The 21200-nt window shown below is 65.6% G+C and carries 18 protein-coding genes; 6 read left to right on the forward strand and 12 right to left on the reverse strand.

The window, feature by feature from the left end:
• The 5 genes from BLQ14_RS13930 to BLQ14_RS13945 form a co-directional block, all read left to right on the forward strand.
• Positions 1 to 311, forward strand: a 311-nt coding sequence (locus tag BLQ14_RS13930) for an integrase core domain-containing protein (protein ID WP_143004503.1), incomplete at its 5' end; no start/stop codon positions are given.
• A 196-nt stretch (positions 312 to 507) separates the two neighbouring features.
• Positions 508 to 945 carry a hypothetical protein gene (locus BLQ14_RS15320; protein WP_143004504.1) on the forward strand — a complete coding sequence of 146 codons (438 nt, stop codon included), beginning with the start codon at positions 508 to 510 and terminating at the stop codon, positions 943 to 945.
• Between the two features lie 8 nt (positions 946 to 953).
• Positions 954 to 4148: a helicase-related protein gene (locus BLQ14_RS13935; protein WP_092501187.1), complete on the forward strand. Its 3195-nt coding sequence runs from the start codon at positions 954 to 956 to the stop codon at positions 4146 to 4148.
• Positions 4138 to 5997: a DUF1998 domain-containing protein gene (drmB, locus tag BLQ14_RS13940; protein WP_092501188.1), complete on the forward strand. Its 1860-nt coding sequence runs from the start codon at positions 4138 to 4140 to the stop codon at positions 5995 to 5997. Before BLQ14_RS13935 ends, drmB begins: the two co-directional genes overlap by 11 nt.
• Entirely contained in the window at positions 5997 to 7682 is a 1686-nt protein-coding gene (locus BLQ14_RS13945) for a nuclease-related domain-containing DEAD/DEAH box helicase (protein WP_092501189.1), read from the forward strand. Before drmB ends, BLQ14_RS13945 begins: the two co-directional genes overlap by 1 nt.
• 11 nt (positions 7683 to 7693) lie before the next feature.
• On the opposite strand, the gene BLQ14_RS13950 is transcribed toward BLQ14_RS13945, so the two are convergent.
• Complete coding sequence (locus BLQ14_RS13950) at positions 7694 to 9226, reverse strand: DNA cytosine methyltransferase (protein WP_176759553.1); 1533 nt, start codon at positions 9224 to 9226, stop codon at positions 7694 to 7696.
• A gap of 67 nt (positions 9227 to 9293) precedes the next feature.
• On the opposite strand from BLQ14_RS13950, the gene BLQ14_RS13955 reads away from it, so the two are divergent.
• Positions 9294 to 9758: a very short patch repair endonuclease gene (locus BLQ14_RS13955; protein ID WP_092501242.1), complete on the forward strand. Its 465-nt coding sequence runs from the start codon at positions 9294 to 9296 to the stop codon at positions 9756 to 9758.
• A gap of 24 nt (positions 9759 to 9782) precedes the next feature.
• Here the strand turns inward: BLQ14_RS13955 and BLQ14_RS13960 are convergent, their stop codons facing one another.
• The 11 genes from BLQ14_RS13960 to BLQ14_RS14005 all read right to left on the reverse strand — a co-directional run bounded on the left by BLQ14_RS13960 (position 9783) and on the right by BLQ14_RS14005 (position 21142).
• Positions 9783 to 10856 carry a DUF2793 domain-containing protein gene (locus tag BLQ14_RS13960; RefSeq protein ID WP_425412115.1) on the reverse strand — a complete coding sequence of 358 codons (1074 nt, stop codon included), beginning with the start codon at positions 10854 to 10856 and terminating at the stop codon, positions 9783 to 9785.
• 9 nt (positions 10857 to 10865) lie between these two features.
• Entirely contained in the window at positions 10866 to 15314 is a 4449-nt protein-coding gene (locus tag BLQ14_RS15565) for a baseplate multidomain protein megatron (RefSeq protein WP_245657120.1), read from the reverse strand.
• A complete protein-coding gene (locus BLQ14_RS13970; protein ID WP_245657121.1) occupies positions 15314 to 15775 on the reverse strand; it encodes a C40 family peptidase in 462 nt (153 codons plus the stop codon). The genes BLQ14_RS15565 and BLQ14_RS13970 overlap by 1 nt, the downstream gene beginning before the upstream one ends.
• Entirely contained in the window at positions 15772 to 16656 is an 885-nt protein-coding gene (locus BLQ14_RS13975) for a DUF2163 domain-containing protein (RefSeq protein ID WP_092501192.1), read from the reverse strand. The genes BLQ14_RS13970 and BLQ14_RS13975 overlap by 4 nt, the downstream gene beginning before the upstream one ends.
• A 126-nt stretch (positions 16657 to 16782) precedes the next feature.
• Positions 16783 to 17028 (reverse strand): hypothetical protein, encoded by a 246-nt coding sequence (locus BLQ14_RS13980; RefSeq protein ID WP_092501193.1) that lies wholly within the window; start codon positions 17026 to 17028, stop codon positions 16783 to 16785.
• Complete coding sequence (locus BLQ14_RS13985; protein ID WP_092501194.1) at positions 17018 to 17248, reverse strand: hypothetical protein; 231 nt, start codon at positions 17246 to 17248, stop codon at positions 17018 to 17020. Before BLQ14_RS13985 ends, BLQ14_RS13980 begins: the two co-directional genes overlap by 11 nt.
• Before the next feature lie 5 nt (positions 17249 to 17253).
• Positions 17254 to 17895: a lysozyme gene (locus BLQ14_RS13990; RefSeq protein ID WP_092501195.1), complete on the reverse strand. Its 642-nt coding sequence runs from the start codon at positions 17893 to 17895 to the stop codon at positions 17254 to 17256.
• Positions 17896 to 17899: 4 nt separating this feature from the next.
• Positions 17900 to 18031: a hypothetical protein gene (locus BLQ14_RS15645; protein ID WP_281220858.1), complete on the reverse strand. Its 132-nt coding sequence runs from the start codon at positions 18029 to 18031 to the stop codon at positions 17900 to 17902.
• Positions 18024 to 18371, reverse strand: a complete 348-nt coding sequence (locus BLQ14_RS13995; RefSeq protein ID WP_092501196.1) for a Clp protease/crotonase-like domain-containing protein — start codon at positions 18369 to 18371, stop codon at positions 18024 to 18026. Before BLQ14_RS13995 ends, BLQ14_RS15645 begins: the two co-directional genes overlap by 8 nt.
• Positions 18368 to 18994 (reverse strand): DUF2460 domain-containing protein, encoded by a 627-nt coding sequence (locus BLQ14_RS14000; protein WP_092501197.1) that lies wholly within the window; start codon positions 18992 to 18994, stop codon positions 18368 to 18370. The genes BLQ14_RS13995 and BLQ14_RS14000 overlap by 4 nt, the downstream gene beginning before the upstream one ends.
• Before the next feature lie 3 nt (positions 18995 to 18997).
• Positions 18998 to 21142 (reverse strand): phage tail tape measure C-terminal domain-containing protein, encoded by a 2145-nt coding sequence (locus BLQ14_RS14005; protein ID WP_092501198.1) that lies wholly within the window; start codon positions 21140 to 21142, stop codon positions 18998 to 19000.
• Between the last annotated feature and the right edge of the window lie 58 nt (positions 21143 to 21200).

Raw genomic sequence — 21200 nt, forward strand, 5'->3', positions numbered from 1 at the left:
AGAACGATGTGCCGTGGCATTACATCGACCCCGGAAAGCCGCAGCAGAACGCCTACATCGAGTCTTTCAACGGCAGCCTGCGCGACGAGCTGCTGAACGAGGAGATATTTGACACCCTGGACGATGCCCGCCGGAAGCTGGCCCTTTGGCGCTACGACTACAACACCATCAGGCCGCACTCGTCACTCGGAAACCGGACGCCGCTGCAAGCGCGCCGAGCGCTTGAGCAAATCGACGGCTCCGCGCCCGGCGCGCTTGCCCAAACCGAAACCGAAGACTATCAAACCCAAACCCGCAGACTCTCGTTATGAATGAGGGACCAGCGGGGGGCAGGTCACTAACGGTGCCGAATTCGAGTCCGTCGAGGACGAGGTAGAGGAAGCGAAAGTACTCTTTGTAGGTGCGACACGCGCTCGCACTTCCCTCATTGTCGGGCAAAGCGGCAATATCCGTGCTTCAACACTTCCCTCGGGACGCACCTTTCGAACGGTGAGGAACGGGAAGACGATGGTTGAAGTCGGCCGAGACGGTGACATTACTGCTCGCGGACTGGTAGGCCGCCGCGAGTTCACCGAGGACTTGGCAAGAGCTGCTCAGGCTTTCCTTGCGAAGCGTGCGGGTGTGGTCACCACATACAAGCTGGAAGCAGATCCCGATCTGGATTGGCGGTATCGAATTTGGAACGGTGACGAAGACCCTTGCGTGGGAGTTCTGTCGCGCAATCTGACGTTCGACCTTTGGGAAATATTGGCGAACAGGAGACAGCGGCACACTCACAAGCCACCAACCTATTTGAAATATGTGCGGGGTCAGGGCAGCGCAACGATCGTGCTGGATCCCGACGACAGTGACCTCGAAACGCTGAACGAACCTTGGGCTTCCTCAGGCTTCGTCCTCGCGCCGAGAATCGCAGCTTTCCCGCCATTCTACTTCTATCGTCGGTAATAACTCTCATGCAGGACAGATCAGAAGACAGGGATATCGTTGCCCTCAGGCTTGCCGAGGATCTTGTGGGCCCGCGCGCGGACGACGAGGAACTCCCCGCGCGACCGTCCGATGTCTACCTTACCGGCATCCTGTGGCCACAGCGCACCGCCATGTCGGGCGAGGATGACGAGCGTCTTGGCACTGCGGGAGCAGGCAACGCAGAGGACAACGATGCCGAAGGCGATGCGATCCGAACTGGATCGGTGCAGAAGCCTTCGGTCGCTGGTATCTCTTTCAGCGCAAAGGCAGACGGTACCCCGAACGTACGCGTCGTCTGCAGCTTCGGCACCTATCGGGCCGAGACGCGCGATGACAACAACGTATGGGTTCGGAAATCTCATAGAGTCGAGATCCCCGCTCTTGAACTGACACCTGGTCCGACGCGCAAGGTTCAGCTGGCTGAATACGGAGACGAGTTGCCTGACGCTTCCCTGAGCGTCAGATGCATCAAGGCTGCGGATACCGTCCTGGTGACCCTTGCCCTCGTCAACTCGGCAACTCCGGAGAAGGAAAGAAACGAGATCGAGGAGGCTTCTCTCTTTCAGACCTCTCTCCGCATCGAGCCCTGCGAGGGAACTCTCCTGGTACCGAAGCCTTTGGGGCGGGCCATTCCAGTAGACTCAACCGGCAACAGCGAAACTGGCAGTGTTACGGACGAGGAAAGCGGAGCGCTTCTCTACAGGAACGTCGCAGAATTTGCCGTCGGCCACGTCTGTTCGGCCGAGTGGGAAGAGGCAGAGACTTCTGCAGGCTCACAACCCCATGCACGATGGGTCGCGACGACATGGCTTCCATCGGCCATCGTCGAGGGTATTGATCCCAATGGTCATCCGTATTTCGCCGAACTTGGGAGGGAGCAAGGGAGTTTTGATCCCCTCTTGGCGGAGGCGCTGGCCACCGCCGATCAAGACACATTGCGGGAAGGGCTTCTTGCCTTCTGCAGTGCCTACGAACGTTGGATCGCGGAACAGAAGAAGCGACTGGACGACCCCTCGGACGTCGCTCCGGAACTGAAGTATGTTGCCGAGGCACACCTCAATCAGTGCAGCAAGGCGTTAAGCCGAATGCGAGCTTCCGTCGAAGAACTCGGCGCAAAACCGAAGCTCCGCAGAGCATTCCAGCTGGCAAACTTCGCCATGCACCTGCAGCACTCGTGGGACAAGCCGAAAAGCCGTCATGGTCCCCTCCGCTGGCGACCGTTCCAGCTGGGCTTTCTGCTTCTGAGCGCTCCGTCGTCGGTGATCCGGGATCACCAGCACCGAGGAATCATGGACCTGCTCTGGTTCCCGACGGGGGGCGGCAAGACCGAAGCTTATCTGGCGCTGATCGCTTGTATCGCGGTTTATCGCCGTCTTTCAGACAATGCCGACGACCACAGCGGTGTTTGCGCACTGATGCGCTATACATTGCGGCTACTTACAACCCAGCAGTTTGCGCGTTCCGCCGCCATGATCCTGGCCCTCGAGGCTATTCGCTCTGGCCGCGTAGCCGCTCCCGAGGGACTGCCACTTCGGGGTGAAGAGCCTTTCTCGATCGGCCTGTGGGTTGGTGGTGATGCTACCCCAAACAAGCGGACCGCCGCTTTCGCTTCCATCGTCCAGCGTTCGCAGGAGGTGGCATCGCCAAAACAACTCGCACGTTGTCCTGCCTGCGATTCGAAGCTTAACTGGGCGATGCCAAACCCGACATCGCCTGTGGAGGTTTCGTGCGAGAACTCCGACTGCGTGATTTCCGGGCTGCTCCCGGTTCATACAGTGGATGAGGATGTCTACGACAAACGCCCGACGCTCCTCATCGGTACGGCCGACAAATTCGCCCAGGTTGTTCGCGAAAAGCGCACCAACCGTCTGTTTGCCGTCTCAGAAGGGTCACCTCCGGACCTCATCATCCAGGACGAGCTGCATCTCATTTCGGGTCCGCTCGGAACAATAGCTGGCATTTATGAATCGGCATTCGATCTGATGTTCGCGGCGCGCGGATATCGCACCAAAGTAATAGGCTCGACGGCTACCATCCGCAGGGCGACGGAGCAGGTTCGAGCCCTTTTCGATCGAGAAGCGTTTCAATTTCCGCCACCAGGAATTGACCACGATGACTCGTGTTTCGCCGTCAGGGACACACGACCAACCGCTAGGGGTCGACGTTACATCGGTGTCACGACCGCAGGGCGATCCGCCAAGTTCACGTTGCAGGCCGTCGCCGGATCCCTGCTTCAGTCTGCCTTCGGTGCATTCAGCGAAGCTGACAGCCGAGACGCCTACTGGACGCTTGTCGGATACTTCAACTCGCTTCGCGAACTCGGTGGCGCCCTTGTGCTGATGCAGGATGACGTCTCAGACAGTATCGCTCTCTACGCGAACGCTCGGTCGGAAGAGAAGCGGCCTCTAAGCAATGTCGAAGAACTCACCTCTCGCCGGACCCAGGAAGAGGTTCGAGAGATGCTCGACCTTCTTGATCTCAAGGCTGGTTCTCCCGGCGCAGTCGATGCAGTGCTGGCGACGAACATGGTCAGTGTTGGCGTCGACATCTCCCGGCTGGGTCTGATGCTGGTCAACGGGCAACCAAAGACGATCGCAGAGTACATTCAGTCGACAAGCCGCGTCGGGCGCGGTGACGTGAGCGGTCTCGTCGTCTCTGTCCTCAACAACGCCAAGGCAAGAGACCGTTCGCATTACGAGACGTTCTGCAGCTTGCATCGCACCCTCTACCGCGATGTCGAGGCGACAAGCGTTACTCCATTTGCAGCACGCGCTCGTGACAGAGCACTCCACGCCGCGCTTGTGGCGGCAGTGCGCCACCTCGTTCCGGGCATGCTGGACTCCCCCGTCATGGACGACGAGGCGGAAGACGAGGCAATGGATCTCATCGACCGCATCGTCGAGCGGGCGAAACGGATAGATCCGGAAGAGACCGCCGTGCAGGAAGAGCTGGAACGCCGTCTCGATTCATGGCGAGCGAGATCGCCGACGGTCTACTGGAGCGACTACAAGGGGGGCAAATCCCTTCTTCAGAGTGCCGAGCGCGCCGCCGCTCGTCGAGCTGCCGGTCGCGATGCTGGCGCCGCCTGGCCCACCCTCAACTCCATGCGGACCGTCGAGGCCGGAACACCCTTCAGAATGGCCCCAGTACTGAGGGCAAAGGACGATACGCATGAAGAATGAATTGCAGGAGCTGCGGCGAAGCGCAGTCGTTTCCACATTTGGTCCCGGCTCCGTCGTGGATTTCAGAGCAGGTGGAGGAGCTGTTTCCGGCATCGCCGCGGGGCTCGAGGAATGGGATCGCTCCTTCCCTCCGGCGGGACTGGCGCACCCGCAGGTCATCCGCGAGACGCGCCTGCAGAAGAAGCTCGGAGTCAAGGGATTCAGAGCGCCCCCTGTGACCCTTGAGCGGGGAAAGGATGACGATCCGGATACCCGGCGTCTTGTTGCCGTGCGCTTCCCGAAATGGCTGCAATGCCCAAGCTGCGATGTCATCAAGCCGGAGCGCCGATGGAAGAACGACCCGGGAAAGGCCTACCGTTACTGTCCGACGTGCACCGAAAAGGCATATGGCGACAGCAAGGTCTTTGTCATTCCCGTCCGCTTCGTCATGGCTTGCAAGCATGGGCATGTTGACGAGTTTCCGTGGGACTGGTGGGTCGGACACAAGCCGGGATGCTCGGTCGCGAAGCGGGAAAACACGGATCGCCATCCGGGGCTTGTCCTGCGGTCCGAGAGGCCGGGTCTCGCCGGTCTGATCCTCAGCTGCCCGAAGTGCGGAGCACGCCGATCGATGGATGGTATCTTTTCCAAGCAGACGTGGGAACGCGGTCCAAAATGCCGTGGCCATCGTCCATGGCTGGCAGATGGCGACGAGAGCTGCGGCAAGGGGCAGTATGCCGTTCAAAGAGGCGCGTCGAACCTGTATTTCCCCGTGACTGAGTCCGCGCTGAGCATTCCACCGTGGTCGGACCGCCTTCAAGAGGTGCTGGGTGATTGGTGGAGTTCCCTGACGAGCCTCGACGACCTGTCGAAGCTCGAGGACTACATTGAGTTTCTTGCCAAGGGCGATCTTGAGAGCATTCTCAAGGAACTCGAAATGTCCCCCGCCGAACTGGCGGATGCTATCCGCGCCCGTCTCACGTCTTACGAACAACTGCGAACCGATGATCTGAGACCGGCGGAGTTTCGACAGTTCGTGACGGAACCCGGTCGCAGTCGAACACCCGACATCGACTTCGAGACACGCCGGGAGAAAGTCAGTGCGGAGATAGCGCCATGGATTTCCCGGGTAGTGAGAGCCGTCCGACTGAGGGAGGTTCGGGCTATCAAGGGCTTCACCCGCATCAACCCACCAGGCGATCCGGACTCGCCAGAGGTGGCACGTCTCTCCAAGGAGCCGCTTGAATGGCTGCCCGCAATCGAGGTCCGCGGTGAGGGGATCTTTCTCGCCCTAAACGAGGAGCGCCTGTCGAGCTGGGAAAGCCGGCCGGACGTCATAGCGCGCGTCTCCGAGTGCGAGGCGCGGCACCAAGCCGACTGGAAGGAACGGTACGGAGCGGATGCGAAGCCACCCCAAGCGATCACCCCACGCTACATGCTATGCCACACGCTCGCGCATGTTCTCATGCGTCAGCTAACTCTTGAATGCGGCTACTCTTCTGCCTCGCTGCGGGAGAGGATCTATGCGGCGACAGGCGATGAAAAGATGGCCGGAATTCTGATCTATACCGCGACCCCAGACGCAGACGGGACGCTCGGGGGACTTGAGCGGCAGGGCAAAGGAGAGCGCATAGCGAGGATTCTTCAGCGTGCAATCAGCGCCGTTGAGTGGTGCTCGTCGGACCCGCTGTGCATCACCGACATGATGGGTGCGATCAACAGCTACTCTCGGTCGGTCTGCCACGCCTGCTGCCTGGCTCCCGAAACATCTTGTGAGACCTTCAACTGCTTCCTCGACAGAGGCCTGCTCATTGGCGATGGAAGCGGCAACGGCCTCGGCTTTTTTGAAGACATGCTCCGGAGGGATTGATGGCTGTCCTTTGGCCACGGCAGCTTCCACGTTCCATACGGGATGATCCCAGAAGAAGTGCAGAGGTCCGCGTCTATGATCGTCTCGCCGAGGTCCTCGACGACAGTTTCCATGTCTTTTATTCGAGTCCCTGGCTGGGCACCGACAGGCTCGGAAACGAGAAGGACGGCGAATGCGATTTCCTGATCGCTCATCCCGATCACGGCATCCTCGCAATTGAGGTCAAAGGCGGCAGGGAAATCTCTTTCGACCCGCAGGACGGCCAGTGGCGCAGCGCGGATCACGGGGGTTTCGTACACAAGATCAAGGATCCCGTTGAACAAGCGCGCAGCGCAAAACATGAGATCCTGAGAAGGCTGAATGCTTCACCGAAGTGGCGACGTCGCTTCATTCATGCCGCTCACGGGGTCGTCTTTCCCAGCGCCGGCTCGCCTCTTGGAGATCTTGGCGCCGATCGGCCAGCCCGAATCTTCTGCTGCTCACGGCAATTTCGCGAAGCGTTCGGCGATTGGATCGCCCAACGGCTGAAGGCTGGCCAGCGCCCAGACAACTGTGAGCCGCTGGGGCGCGACGGCATTGCTGCGCTGGAACGCCTACTCGCACATCCGTTCACGCTGAGTTTCCGGATTGGGGCCGCATTGGCTGAAGCCGATACGGAGTTTCGTGTCCTTGAGCCGTCGCAGTACCAGATCCTCGATATCATCGCCGATATCCCGCGAGCACTTGTTCGAGGTGGTGCAGGGACCGGCAAGACGGTTGTAGCCATCGAGGAAGCTCTCAGATCCGCGGCTGCCGGGCGAAAGACCCTGCTGACCTGTCACAGCCGTCCGCTGGCAAGCGACCTCGAACGAAAGTTGAAGAACGTCGAGAACCTCACAGTCGCCGGATTTCACGCCCTGTGCGGGCGGATGTCGAGGAAGGCAGGCGTCTTGCCTCCTGCCGGAATAAGCGAAAGCGAACTCTACGAGAGCGCGCTGCCGAACGCTCTCTATCACGCGATGGAGGTTCAGCCTGGACTCCGATGGGATACCATCATTGTCGACGAAGGTCAGGATTTCCGCGATGAATGGTGGATCGCTCTGGATGCGTGCCTTGTGCCCGACGGACGTATCCGCGTCTTCATGGACAGCAATCAACGGGTCTACGAGAGCGCTGGAAACGGCGTTCGCGATCTGAGCGTGGTTCCTGTTCGCCTATCCCGCAACCTTCGGAACACGAAGAATATTCACAAGGCGGCGTCGGTTCATTATTCGGGGCCCGACATCATCGCGGACGGGCCTGATGGCCTAGAGGTGTCTTGGGTCAGCGCAGAGAGCCCAGAGGCGAAGGTCGAGGCGGCGTACCGGGAGCTTAGAAGGCTTGTTTTCAACGAGGAAGTAGCCCCCGGTGACATAGCTGTGCTTGTCAACGGCTCTGCTGCGCAGGCGAGCTTTCTGGAGAGAAGCAGCGGGACCAGCATTCCATTCACGGACGCCGAAACAATGGCTCTGGAGGAGGTGGTCGTGGACACCGTGCGCCGTTTCAAAGGGCTCGAACGGCCAGCCGTGATACTCATCGTCAGCGGCGACGAGATGGACCGACGCGAGCTTGCCTATGTCGCGTTTTCGAGGGCGCGTGCGTATCTTTGCGTTGTGTCATCAGCAAAAGAGGCAAAGTGGTTGTCCGAGAGAGTTGCAGATGCCTAAGCACCCGGTGCTCATTCCAAGACGGTTGCGATAAGCCTTGCAATCTGGCGCGCGAGGTAGGGAGGCACCGCATTTCCGACCTGAACGTACTGCTGTGTCCGATTGCCAAGAAAAAGGTAATCATCGGGAAATGTCTGAAGACGCGCGGCTTCGCGCACCGTGAGGCTGCGGCATTGCCTCGGGTCTGGATGAATGAAGTAGTGGCCATCCTTCGATATATGACTCGTAACCGTCGTCGACGGTTCGTCGGAGAGTTGCACCCGGAAACGATCGTTAAACACGCCCGTGTCCCAATTCTTGTGATCAGGCTTCAGTTCCGGGGGGAAGTCGACCGCCTTCGGGCTGTATCCATGCACCTTGGCAAAGACGCTGGCAAAGAGGTAGCGCCCGAGGTCCGAGCGCATGTGGCCCCGCGTCTCGTGCTGGGCGATTGCGCGCAGTTCCGGCCTCTCGATCCAGGCCAGCAGTTCGTTGTTTGATTGGCCGTAGCCATCCGGAAGCTCGGTCGCAATTCGGCGGCGCGTTGCCGAACGCCTCATCCGCTTCGCAAGGCTGTCAAATTCCTTGTGTAACGCGGCCGGTCCCCGATCCCTGAAAATGGCGGCGAGGTCACGTGCCGCATCAACGACAACATCGCGCCAAAGCTCTGCGCCGTCGCCACCGCGACTGATGCCGCTCCGAAGAACGGGCATGTTTCCGATCGCATCCTGAACGGTGCGCGATCGCCCGGGGACCTGAATGCGGGCACCACCGGCCCTTCCAGCCAGGTCAGAGCGGATACCGATGATGATCACCCTGTGCCGTCGCTGTGGAACGCCGAATTCTTCGGCGCGAACAATGAAATCGGACGCCCGCGTCGCTTCCTTCAGGCGGGCTTGCCCATCTTCAACGCGGATTGCGCGAAGTTCGTAAAGATGGCCGCTTCCGGTACCCAACGAGGATAGATCCTCCATCAGCATCTCGAAGACCAGCCGGCTCTCGACAGTGGAGGAAAGCATTCCCTTCACGTTTTCCATGACGAAGGCAGCCGGCCGGAGCCTGTCGAGAACACGAATGTATTCGCGGAAAAGGTAGTGCCGCTCATCTTCCTCCGGCACATAGCCGACCTTTCCCCTGGACCGCGCGCGTCCCACGAGGGAATAGGCCTGACATGGCGGACCACCGATCAGGATCGTGTCGTCGAATTTGCGCCTCAGCTTCCCGATCGCATCGTCGATTGCACTCGCAGCAGCATCCGTGCCCAGCTCCAGCGCGCGAGCCTCCTCCGTCGCGATGTTCCACGCCTGGCGATCAACATCCGACCAGTCCGGCTCGGGCGTCATGCCGGCATGGAAATCGATGAACTCGCCTGGCAGCCTTCCGTGCCGCGACCGGAACTCCCTCAGAAATGCACGCAAGGTCAGCGTACGGTGAGCGGAGGCCTCCTTCTCCACCGAAATGCCGATCCGGAATGGCAGATGGCCGTCCAATGCGAGAGATGCAAATCCCTCGCCCAGTCCGCCCGGGCCGGCAAAGAGGTCGACGACACCGAAAGTGGAAGGCAAATCAGGCTCCTGAACAATGGGGTTCGACTGGTGTATACCAGGTTCGGGAAACGAGGCCAGGGGGCAAATGGCTGACATCGTGGACAAGGCGACCCGCTCGCGGATGATGGCGGGGATCAAGGGCAAGGACACGAAGCCCGAACTTGCCCTGCGCCGCGCCCTGCATGCACGCGGATTTCGATATCGCCTGCATCCGAGCAATGTCCCGGGAAAGCCCGACCTGGTACTCCCGAAATACCGTGCCGCCATATTCGTCCATGGCTGCTTCTGGCATCGCCACGAAGAGTGTCGCTACGCGACTACTCCGGCATCGCGCCCCGAGTTCTGGCAGGCAAAGTTCGAGGCGAACATCGCTCGGGATTTAGCGGTTCGCGAGACGCTTCTTGATTCCGGATGGCGCGTTGCAACAGTTTGGGAATGCGCGCTCAGAAAACCGAGTCAGATCGCCGCGTCCGCAGGCATAATTTCCGCATGGATAAGATCCGGGAACTATATGATCGAAATCGGCGCCCCAGAGGTACAAGCACCCTGATGCCCCCTAGATTTAGGTGCTCATTCACCCCACCTTCGCCCCCCATAACGAGGTCTGCCCGGCCGCGAAATACCCGTCAGCCACCCGGAAGTACCCCTGCAGTTCGACGGTATCGCCGGCGCTGAGGGCTACCATCGTCTGCAGCCAGAGCGCCGTCGCTTCGGACTCGTGCGCCCCGCTGATCTCGCCGCGCGACCCGCGGATCTCGGTTGAGCCGTTCAGCACGAGCCGTCCGCTCATCCGCGCGGATGTGCTGGCGTTGATTTTGTAGAGCAGCGTCGCGCCGAAGAGGTAGGTGCCGTCGACCGGGGCCACGAAGCGGTTGTTCGCGGCGTCGAAGGCGCTCTGATCGTTATGGTCGGTGTTGTTGATCCCGATCTTAGTCCAGGTCCCGACGCCGACGTAGTTGTCGTAATTTGTGTAGGCCTTGAACCGCGGCAGCCGGGGTTGATCGACGATGCCGGTGGCGTTGTCGACGCTGAGCCCGTCGAAGAAGGTGCTCCCATCGGCCGAGACCGCGAGCCGGAACCTGTCCGAGCCGAACAGCCCCAGCAGCGCGCGGGTAGAAAAGCCGGTCTGCAGCGTCAGCCCGAGATCGTCGCCTGCGGCCTCCTTGTTCATGGTGTAGAAGAGATCGCCCGTCCCACCCTCGGCCACGGTCCTTGCAGTCCAGAGCGCGGCGTTCAGCTTTGCAGCGAACGGGTTCGAGGCATCCGCTGGCGTTCCGAGCCCGAGCAGCGCGAGGTTCTGCAGCGCCGCGGGTGTGGTGCTGATCCAGTCTACGCCATCGTATGCCAGCAGCTCGCCCTCGTCCTCGACCCACACGCGCCAGCCCACGCGCGGCGGCAGGCGCATCCAGGCGCCGTCCGTCCAGAGCGCGACGTTCAGATCCCAGCCCGACCACTCCGCGCTGCCGCCCGAGGCCACCAGGTAACGATCGCCCTCGGCGGGGCTCGCGGGTGGCGCCGCCAGATCCCGGTCCTTGACCGAGAGCTGCACGAGGCCATCGAGCAGCCGGAGCGCCTCGTTGTGCGTGACGTGCTTTTGCGCCTGGGCAGCCTCGAGGAAGGGCAGAAGAAGATGCGTGCTGGTGGCCATGACCATACCTCAGAACCAGAGAGTGACCGCGGCCGGCGTCCCGCGCCCGACCGCCTGCGAGAGCTGATGGATGCGGATGTCGAGGCTGTCGCCCGGCCCGAGAGGCGCGCCCCAATCCGCAACCTGACCCGCCTCCGCGTAGAGCACGCTGGTGGTCGACGAGCTCAGCACCCGCTTCACCGTGGTGCCGTCTAGGATCTCGACCTCCCACGCCTCCGCCTCCTCCAGGAGCGGCACATCCAGCCCCTCCCAGCTGTCGGCCGAGAGCGCCCGCGAGCGCCGCACCCAGCGGATGGCGAAGTCGCCCGGCACGCGACCGCGCCGCCAGGGCTGCTCGACATGCACCGGCGCGAAGGGCCTGAGACCGACGCCCGCCGGCGTGAAGGCAAGCGCTGCGTAGGAGGCATCATCAACCGGCCGCACCGACGGGCCGATCCGCCAGTTGAAGGCCGTGCCGATCTCCGCCTCCGACACCTCGAGCGGGAACAGCGCCTGATCGAGCACCACCACCCGCGCCCCGGCCGGCGCCGGATTGCCCATGGCCCATTCCGTGCCGCGCTGGCCGCGAAGAAGCCGCGTGAGCCGATACCGCCCCGGCGCCTGCAGCTCGGCCGTGCCGGCCTGCAGGATCTCCCAGACGTCCGCCGCGCTCTCGACCGCTAAGGCATTGGCGCCCGCGAAGAGCTCCAGGTCGCTCACGCTCGCGAGGCTTCCATATGCCAGATCGAGGATCACCTCGTTGCCGTGGTCGAAGCGCGATGTCGGCCCCGCGTAAAGATCGGAGCCGAGCCGCCCGAGCCGCGCCCGCCGCGTCACCGTCCGGTTAAGCGTCCAGCCGTCCAGCGTCAGGCTGCGGAACACCGCCATCTCGCCCGGCCAGGGCGAGGCATCCGCCACCACCCACGGCCGATGCGCCGGGATGTCCTCGCGCAGCTGCGGCAGATCGAGGATGCGCATCGCGGGCGCGCCGAACACCGCCGGCGTGGCGACCGCGCTTTGCCGTGCCGGCCCCGGAGGCAGGTCATAGGCCTCGCGGTCCACCGCGACCGCCTCGATCCCGCGCGCCTCCGCATCCGCCGTCGAGACGATCCGCAGATCCCGCGCATGCCCCCCGGCCGTGAAGGCAACGGGATCGGACGGCTCGAGCGCGAGCCGGGAAGGCGGCAGGCGGAAGGACACCCCGTCGCGCCCCGTCCATGCCTCCATCAGCGCCCGACGGCAGCGGCGCTCCGCCTCCTCCGGCACAACCGCCACCGGAAAGCTCTCCGAGCCGATGCGGGCCGAATCCACCGTGATGCGCCGCGCCTCCACAAGCGCGGCGTCATAGTCGCCGTCAGCGCGGGCGACGCGCCACTTGAGCGCCTGCGGCAGCTCCGTCTCCTGAGCCCGCAGGATCTCGAAGGCCTCGCCCTCGCGCGCGGCAACAAGATCGTCCTCCGACAGCGTGGCCACCGGCGCCTGCGCGCGCATCCGGAAGCGGATCACGCCCTCGCTCTCGACCGCGTCGAAGCCGAAATGCCGCGCCAGCATGGAGATCGACGTGCGCGGCGACTCGAGCGCCGTGATGACATAGCCCTCCACCGCGCCCCACAGCCCCGAGACGTCGATCCGCTCCTCCGCCAGCCCGGCACGCAGGCAGAGATGACGCACGAGCGCCGCAAGCGAGACCGCCCCGAGCCGCCCCGTGAGCCAATGCCCCAGCCGCCAGTTGTCGCCATCCGCCCACACGTCGGTAAGCGCCGGGAAGAAGGGATACGGCCGCGCGTCCCATGTCCACGCGGCGCACTCCGCCACCTCCACCATGGGCGCGCCGTAGACGCCCGAGGCGGGATTGTTCGACGGATCACCCCAATAGAGCCAGCTCGCCTCGAGATAGGCCCGCTGGATGGCGTCGTCCCGCCAGCCGCGGGAGAAGTATGGCAGCGCGCTCTCCGAGGATTTCGGATCGACGAACACGTTCGGCTGATTGGTGCCGCGATCCACCGCCGGGCAGCCGAGCTCCGTGAAGCGGATGGGCTTCGACTCCACCACCCAATCCGTGCTCGAGCGCCCCTCGATCACCGCCTCGATGCCGAAGGCGAGCACATCCTCGCCCACCATGGCCGAGCGTGGGCCGAGGCGCAGCTGGTAGTTGGTGGCGGCAATGGTCACGTCCACCACCATGTCGATGCGCCAGACGCCGCCGCCGAGATCGACGAGCGCCTTCGAGACCATCGGGTTCGGGCCGGCGAACCAGCTCTCGATGGAGCCGGTGGCGAGGTTGACCACGACGCCCGTGTCGCCCGCGCCGGAGGCTGCGAAGTCGAGCATGGCCTTGCCGGAGCTGCCGGCCGAGACGTAAGCCGAGATCGCGACCCGCTCGCCCGGCGCGAAGCTGAAGAAGCCCGGCGTCGCGCCATGCCAGGTCGCCCCGCCGCTTGCGATCAGCGCCGGCGCCGTGAAGCCGCGGTGACTGCCGCTGCCGGCCGTGAGCGTGACGCCCGTGCCAATGGGATTCCAGCCGATGGGATCGGCGCCCTGGCTCGCGATGCCAAGGCGCATGCCGGCCGGTCGGTCGTGATGCGGCTCGCTCCACCAGGAGCGCAGATCCTTGAAGCGCCAGATCCAGTCCTCACCGTAGGCCGAATCCGAGATTGGGCTGCGCAGCTGCGCCTCGCGGTCCGCCTGGCTCGCATAGAACCAGTCGAAGCCCTCGCCTCCGGCGATGTTCGATTGCAGGTAGGCGCGGTCATATACCGTCGGCGCGCCCGCAACCGCATCCGCGTGCTCGAAGCCGTCGCGCCAGTCGGAGATCGGCATGTAGTTGTCGATGCCGACGAAATCGATGTTGGCATCGGCCCACAAGGGATCGAGATGGAAGAAGCGGTCTCCCGAGCCGTCCCCCGGATCATGGCCGAAGTACTCCGACCAATCCGCCGCGTAGCTGATCGCGGTGCTGGGCCCGAGGATCGCGCGCACATCGGCCGCAAGGCTCCGGAGCTCGGCCACCGCAGGATAGGTGGTGGCGCTGCCGCGGATGGTGGTCAGCCCGCGCAGTTCGGAGCCGATCAGGAAGGCATCGACACCGCCAGCCGCCGCGCAAAGATGGGCATAGTGCAGGATCATCCGCCGCAGGCCCCAATCCCCCGACAACCCCGTGTAGCTGACCGACTCGCCCGAGACCGCGAAGTCCGCCGGTGTCGCCTCTCCGAAGAAGGCGGAGACCTGCCACGTGGCCGTCGCCGTCTTGTCCACCGTGCCGGCGTAACCCGCCGCCGGGGAACAGGTGATCCGCCCGCGCCAGGGATAGGCCGGCTGCCCCGTGGCCCCGGCGCCGTCCGAGTAGGGATCGGCCAGCGCATTGCCGGGCGGGATGTCCATGAGAATGAAAGGATAGAAGGTCACCCGGTAGCCCCGCGCCTTGAGCTCGCGGATCGCCTGTACCACCGCGAAGTCCGCCGGCGTGCCGCCATAGACAGGCCGGCCCTCGTCACCCGTCGAGACGACATGCGCCTCCGCACGGGAGATGCCGTTGACGGACCACTCCTGCGGCGTCGTGGTCTTCGCGGCAAGCTCCACCCCCGGCATGATCTCGCACTCCCCGGCACGCAGGTCGTTGCCGAACCAGGACACCACGAGGCTCACGCTCTCGACCGCCGGCGCCAGCGCCTCGAGCCGGTCGAGCGATTCCACGATGTCCGTGTTGACGCTTGAGCCGTTCTGGTTCTCCGCGACCTCCTCGCCCTCGCCAAGCACCTTGCGGATGGGCGCCGTGGCATAGGCGAACTCGCCCGAGGCCGGGATCATGGTGACCGCCCGGCAGAGGCCCTCCGCCGTGTCCGGATCGGCCAAAGGCCGGAACACCTCGAAGGTCAGCTGCGGGATGCGATTCCCGAAAGGCGTGAGATCGAGCTCCTCGAACACCACATAGGCCGTGCCGCGATAGGCCGGCGTCTGGCCGGCGCCCATCTTCGCCTCGATGAAGGGATCGGGCAGCTGCGCCTCGTCGCCGGGATACCAGCGCCAGGTCACGCCGGTCAGGTCAAGAGGCTCCGCATCCGCCCAGATCCGGCCGATGCCGGTGATCGGGCCTTCGCAGAGCGCGATCGCGAAGGAGGCCGAATAGGAATACTCCGTGGTCGTGATCGTCGGCCCGCCGCCCTTGCCGCCGCCTTGGGTGGTGGTGCTGACATGCTCGGTGAAGTCGGTCGCCCAGATTACGTTGCCCCCGATCCGCATGCGCCCGAAGGCGCGCGGCAGCACCGCGCCCTCCGTCGAGGACGTCACGCGAAGGGATTCGAGCCGCGCGCCCTCATACCGCTGGTCGGGCTGCAGCGAGCCGATGATCCAGCTGTCGACGACCGAGCCGACCGCCGAGCCGATCATGCCGCCGATGGTCGCGCCGGACAGCCCGAGGATCGCGCCGCCAAAACCGGCGCCAACCGCCGAGCCCACCGCGCCGAGAACCAAGGTCGCCATCAGCGCCTCCGGGGTTGCGGGTAGAGAAAGGCGAAGGCCAGGCGCCGCCGCCAGGATCGGATGAAGGGTTCCTCGATCACGCCAAGCCGCTCGCGCGCATGAATGAGCGTGCCCGACTCCGACAGGATGCCGAGATGCTTTGCGATGGCCCGCTCGCGCATGCGGAATATCAGGAGCGCGCCCGGAGGCGCCTCAGCGGGCGCCACCTCGATCATGCAGCCGCGCGCGCCCTCCGCCATGACCTCGACCGCACCGACCTCCGCCCAATCACGGGAATAGGGCGGGATCGGGAACGGCTCCGGCCCCACCACCTCGCGCCAGACGCCGCGCGCAAGCCCGAGGCAGTCGCAGCCCGCGCCGCGCACGCTCGCCTGATCGTGGTATGGCGTCCCCAGCCAGGACCGCGCCGCCGCGATGACACGCGCCCGCGCCGCCGGGCGCCGGATGAACCCCGAGCTCACAGCACGCTCCCGTCATGGCCGGCGCCGGTCCGCGCATAGCGCAGCACCGTGTCGTCACCCGGAATGTGCGGAAAGCCCCGGAAGTTGAGCGCATTGGCGAACTTCGCCGCGCATGTGCCCAGCGCCTTGTCGCAACCCGCGCGGATCTCGAATGCGTCGCCCGGCGCGATGCCGCGAACGGGCTTCTCCAGAAGCGTGATCGTCACGCCCGAGCTCGTCACCGAATGCATCGACACCTCCGCGCGCCGGCCGGCATTGGCGCCGGACGTCCAGGTCACCGTGCCGAAGGAGAACCAGCCCGCATCGAAGCCCGAGAGGCCAGAGGCGGAGAAGGCCCGGTCCCGCAACACCTCCGCCACGCTGCCCGTGCCCTTGAAGGCGGGATCCTCGAGATTCACCCCGCAGCGCGCGTCACCGAGCTCGGCGTCGCAGGAGAGCTGGTAGGTACGCCCGACCGTCTGGTTCAGAACATGCGCAAGGCTCCGAACCTCGGCCACGAAGGCGAGCCGGCCGCGCCGGACCTGGCCGATTGAGCCGAGCCGCATCAGCACCCGCTGCGAGACGTCCTGCCAGTTGACGCGCCAGACCTCGACCGTGGCGTTGTCCCAGCGCCCGTCGAGGATGTCGGTCTCGGTGATCACATCCGAGCGCAGCACGCCCTCCGCGTCCTGGGCATCGACCGCGAGATCGGAGCCCGCGCGGAGCTCCGAGGCCGCGAAGCCGCTGTCGGGCTCGAAGCTCGTCCCGTCGAAGGAAAGCACCCGGTCGTGGTCGGTGAAGCCGAACACCTGGGCATCCGCCCGCGTGATGCGCCAGCACCAGGCAAGCGTGGTCGTGCCCTCCTCGAGATGCGCCTGCAGCGCGGCGTCTAGCGCCTTCATCGGCAAACCCCGGTCATGCGGTCATCGAGATCCGCGATCCACGCCGCCCATGCGTGCGGCACCTCCACCACCGATGCTGCAGACGGGCGCGCCAGACGTGCCTCGGCATAAGCCTCGCAGCCCGCATCACCAGGCACCGTCGTTGCGCCGCAGCCGCTCAGCAGGATCATCGCCGCCGGCGCGGCCCTCCGCCACCGCCGCGCGGCCCCGCTCCATCCGCTCATGCATATCCTCCAACGCATCGCGCTCCGCCTCCCGCCGGCCCTCGCGGCGCCCCTGCGCCCGGCCGAGCAGCCGGCCGGCGAGCAGCCCCACAAACAGCCCCGCCGCGCCCAGCGCCCAGGTCAGAAGCTGTCCGAGCTCACCGATCACCCCGAAACCCCCTCTCCAGCCGATCGCGCAGACCGATCAGGCCGAGGCCGAGGAAGATGAGCCCGGCGGGCGAAGCGTCGCCCGAGCCGGCCAGAAGGGCGACGAGGCGGGACAGTTCGGCGAGCGGGCCGGTGGCGGGCAGCGCGACGGAGGCAACGCCGGTGAGCATGGCGAAAAGTCCCGCCCACCAGGTGAGCGAGTTTGGACGGATATAGCGCATCGGGTTCAACTCCTTCTGAACAGGCGGGTGAGGATTGCAGCCAGCCGGGCGAGCCAGCCTGTGGGCGCGTCTGGGCTGGGTTCGGGTTTGGCGGGGCGCAGCAGCGCCAGCGCTTCGCTTTCGGCAAGCCGCCGAACCGGGCGCGAGAAGTCCACGCATCCCGTGCGGTCCACGGACCAGACCGGGATGGCGCCGCTGGGATACCTGCCATGGCGGAACAGGTCGCGCTCGGCCTCCCGGCGCGGAATGACGGACGCAGGCTTGCGCCAGTTGAGAAACGCGTCGGCAGCCGCAACGCGATTGCCGACATTGAGGTGCCGGGTCAGCGCAGCACGGGCGATGCCGCCGGTGTTGTAGTGGAACGAAACCAGCGCATCGAACTCGTGGGGTTCGAGCGGCACGGTCACGGCGCGCAGGACGTCGGCCTCGTAGCGGGCCAGATCTGCGCGAAAGACCCGGAACGCCTCGCCGACGCGCGCCTCCAGATCGTCCGGCATTCCACGCGGCATGGTGGCCGGATCGGGCGGCCCGGCGGCGGCGGTGTGGCCGATGCCGAAGGTCCAGGCGCCGGTTGAATCGCGGTAGGGCCCGGGCACGACCCCTTCGTGCCGGGCAAGGGCCAGAAGCCCTCGGTCTGTCATGTGCATGGAACTATCCGAGAAGCGAGAGGATCAGGATCAGCGCGGCGACCGCGAGGCCGATGCGCAGACGGTGAGCGAAAGCGTCGCGCGGGTCGTCGGTCAGGCGCCGCAGGCCACGCAGGACACGGACGAGCTCAGTCATCGCCGCCCTCCCGTGCCTGGCGAAGGCGCGCCAGCACCAGCTCGATCACGGCCGGGCCAAAGACGCCCACGAGATAGGCGGCGGAGCCGGCAGCGCCCCCGGCCGGGATCGCCTGCGGCGGCAGGCCGAGCCAGCTGGTGATGACGGCCATGGAGAGGCTCCCCATGCCGGCCGCAATCATCCCGCCGAGCAGGATGTGGCGCAGCGCGTCGCGCAGACGCATCTTGGTGGTCAGGGCGTTGGTGGCGCCGCCGAGCGCGCCCCAGGCGGCGAGGATCACGGCCGTCGAGGCCGCGAGATCGCGCAGCACGGTCGCGACGAAACCGGAATTGTCGTTCATCGCCGGATCTCCAGAAGCGGGATGGAGGTGATGGAGCCGAGCCGCTCGAGATCGAGCGTCACGTCGAGCGTGTCGGTGTCGAAGCGGACTGGCACGTCGAATTCGAAGCCGGCAGTGATGGAGACGCCGGAGGCCGGGGCGGCGTTGAAGGTAACGAGGCCGGTGGTGGTGTCCACCGACCAGCCGCTCGCCTGCTCAACCCCGTCGATCGCAACCGTCACGCTTCCCGCGACCGGCTTGGCGATGGTCCGGGTCCAGGCTTGGCCGCCCGAGGCGTAGGCCTTCACCAGCTGGAAGTCGGTGGTGGTGCCATCCCCGGTGCCAATGACCTGATCCGTCGCCGACGGCGTCTGCGACGGTGTACAGGACTTGTAATCGGCCCAGTCCTTGAACCGAAACCCGTAGAGCCGCCCGTTCCGTGCCTCGAAGAATGCGACGACGGCGGCGAGATCGTCCACACGGCGGATGCCATAGGCAACGTCATAGCGGCGGCGCGAACTGGCCCAGCTGGCGTTGCGCTGTTCGTCGCCTGAGGCGAGCTCGACGATCTGCGTGCGCCGCTCCGGCCCACCCCGCGCGCCGCGGCTGATGTCGTCCGGAAACCGAACCTCGTGAAACGCCATGGCTCAGAGCCCCCTACGGCCAAGCGAGACAGCGCGGGCAATGTCCGCCGCGATCTGGGTACGGGATTGCCGGAAGCTCTCGGCGTCGCGGGCGGTGATGTTGATGGTGACGCCGCCGCCCGCGCTGTAGGCCTGCGCTTCGCGGCGCGAGAGCACCCGCTCGCCGCGCTGGAGGATCGCGGGCACCTCGTCAGGACGCAGCCCGGCCCAACCGCCCGAATGCATCCGGGGCGCCGCCGCGAAGGCCATGGCAGGGACCATGCGGGTTGGTCCGCCCGATCCCACCAGGCCGCCTGCGTGCTTGACCTCGGCAAACAGCCCGCCCGCGCCGCCAAGAATGCCGCCAAGGGCGCTGGCCATGGGGCCAAGGATGAAGCGCCGGGCCGCGAGCCGCGCCAGATCGGCAATGAGCGAGGTCACGAGATCGCGGAAGTCGAGCTTGCCGGACTTCACAAACTCGGCCACCGCGTCCTCGGCGCTGCGGAAGGCGCCCACGAGGCTCTGGCCGATATCGGCGCCGATGTCGCGGGCCCTGGCGGCGTAATCGGCCAGCGTCGCGGTGACCGCCGCCCAGCCGCTCGCGGCCTGATCCGCGCCGTCGGCATTGGCCGCGCCCGCTGCCCGGCCCGCCTGACCGGCTGTGTCCAGCGCCTCCGTCACCCGGTCGGCCGCCGCCCTCGCCTCGTCGAGCGCATCCGCCCCGTCCTCGCCGCTTGCGCGCATGGCGGCCCTCAGCGCGTCGACCGCCTCGCGCACGCCGTCGAAGGCGTGGGCGCGGGTGTCCGACGCGCGGGCACGCAGCGCGTCGGCCTGGTGGCCGGCGTTGCTCGCGGCGTGGTCGAGGTAGGAGGCGTAGCTCTGCGCCCCGAAGACATCGATCCGGGCATCCGCTCCGAGCCGTTCGGAAACCGCGTTGAAGGTCGGCCCGATCTGGGCGAGGAAGTCGGCCCACTTCTGGGACAGAAACGCCATCAGGCGCAGCCAGACCGCCTCGATGTCGGCGCGCATGGCGCGGAAGTCATCGACGAAGGAGGTGACGGTCACCTTGATCTCGTCCCAGACCGCCTTCGCCACATTGCCCATGAGTTCCAGCGCCTCGCCAAAGCCGCCGGCGCCGCGCACCAGCCGGGTGAACTGGTAGATCAACTCGCCCGCGCCGACGATCAGCGAACCGATGCCGGTGCGGACGAGCGCCCCGCGCAAGACCACGAGCGCCGTGGCGAGGCCGCGCACGGACAGCGCGGCGGCGGCAAGACCGGCCACCCAGCGGCTGGCGAGGAACCCCGCAAAGGTGGCGGCGTAGGTGGTCAGCCGGCCGATATTGTCGAACAGTCCCGTGATCGCTTGACCGAGCGGTCCGGTGCGGCTCGAGAGCGTGGCCATGGCGTCGGCCACCGCTTCCAGCGCTGGCGCAGCGGCGACGGCCAGCTGGTTCGAGAAACCGCGCCAGATCAGGCCCAACCGGGAGATCGCGTCATTGGTGCGCTCGATCTGGTCGGCGTCGGCTTCGGAAACCACGACGCCGAAAGCGCGCACGTCCTCGGTCGCCTGGCGCAGCGTGGCGGTGTCGATCCGGCCCATGGCGATGGAGCCTTCCTCGCCGAAGAGCTGCCCGGCGACCGCTGCACGTTCGGCGACTGGCACGAACGCCTCGATCGCGGCGTTGATCGCGCCGACGCGTTCGTCGAGCGGGAGGGCCAGCAGATCGGACGCCGAGAGCCCGAGCCGATCGAGCACCTGCGCGGCGGGACCGCCACCCGCAGCCGCCTGGCTCAGCCGCCGCGTCAGATCCTTCGTCGCCTGCTCGATGCCGGACATGGACACGCCGGCCAGCTCGCCCGCCCGTTTCAGCGTCTGGATCGAGGCGACGGTGGTGCCCAGAGACTGGGCCAGCTTGGCCTGCGCATCGACGGTTTGCAGGCCGGACCGCACCATGGCGACGCCTGCCGTCGTGGCAGCCGCGACGGCGGCGGCAGCGGCCACGCGCACGCGCCGTGCGAACCCCGCGAGGCGCGCGTTGGCCGCCTCCATCTCGCGGCTGAGGCGCCCGAAGCCACGGGCGCTGGCTTCGCCGACACCTTCCAGTTCGGCGCGCACCTGCCTGCCGCCGACCGCAGCGAGGCGGACGCTGACCCTCTTCTCGGCCATTGCGTGCTCCCTTGAAGCGCAGGACGGATCGCCTTACGTTCCGTGTGTCGATCAGCCC

The organism is Meinhardsimonia xiamenensis, assembly GCF_900102905.1.
GTDB classification, from domain to species: Bacteria; Pseudomonadota; Alphaproteobacteria; order Rhodobacterales; family Rhodobacteraceae; genus Meinhardsimonia; species Meinhardsimonia xiamenensis.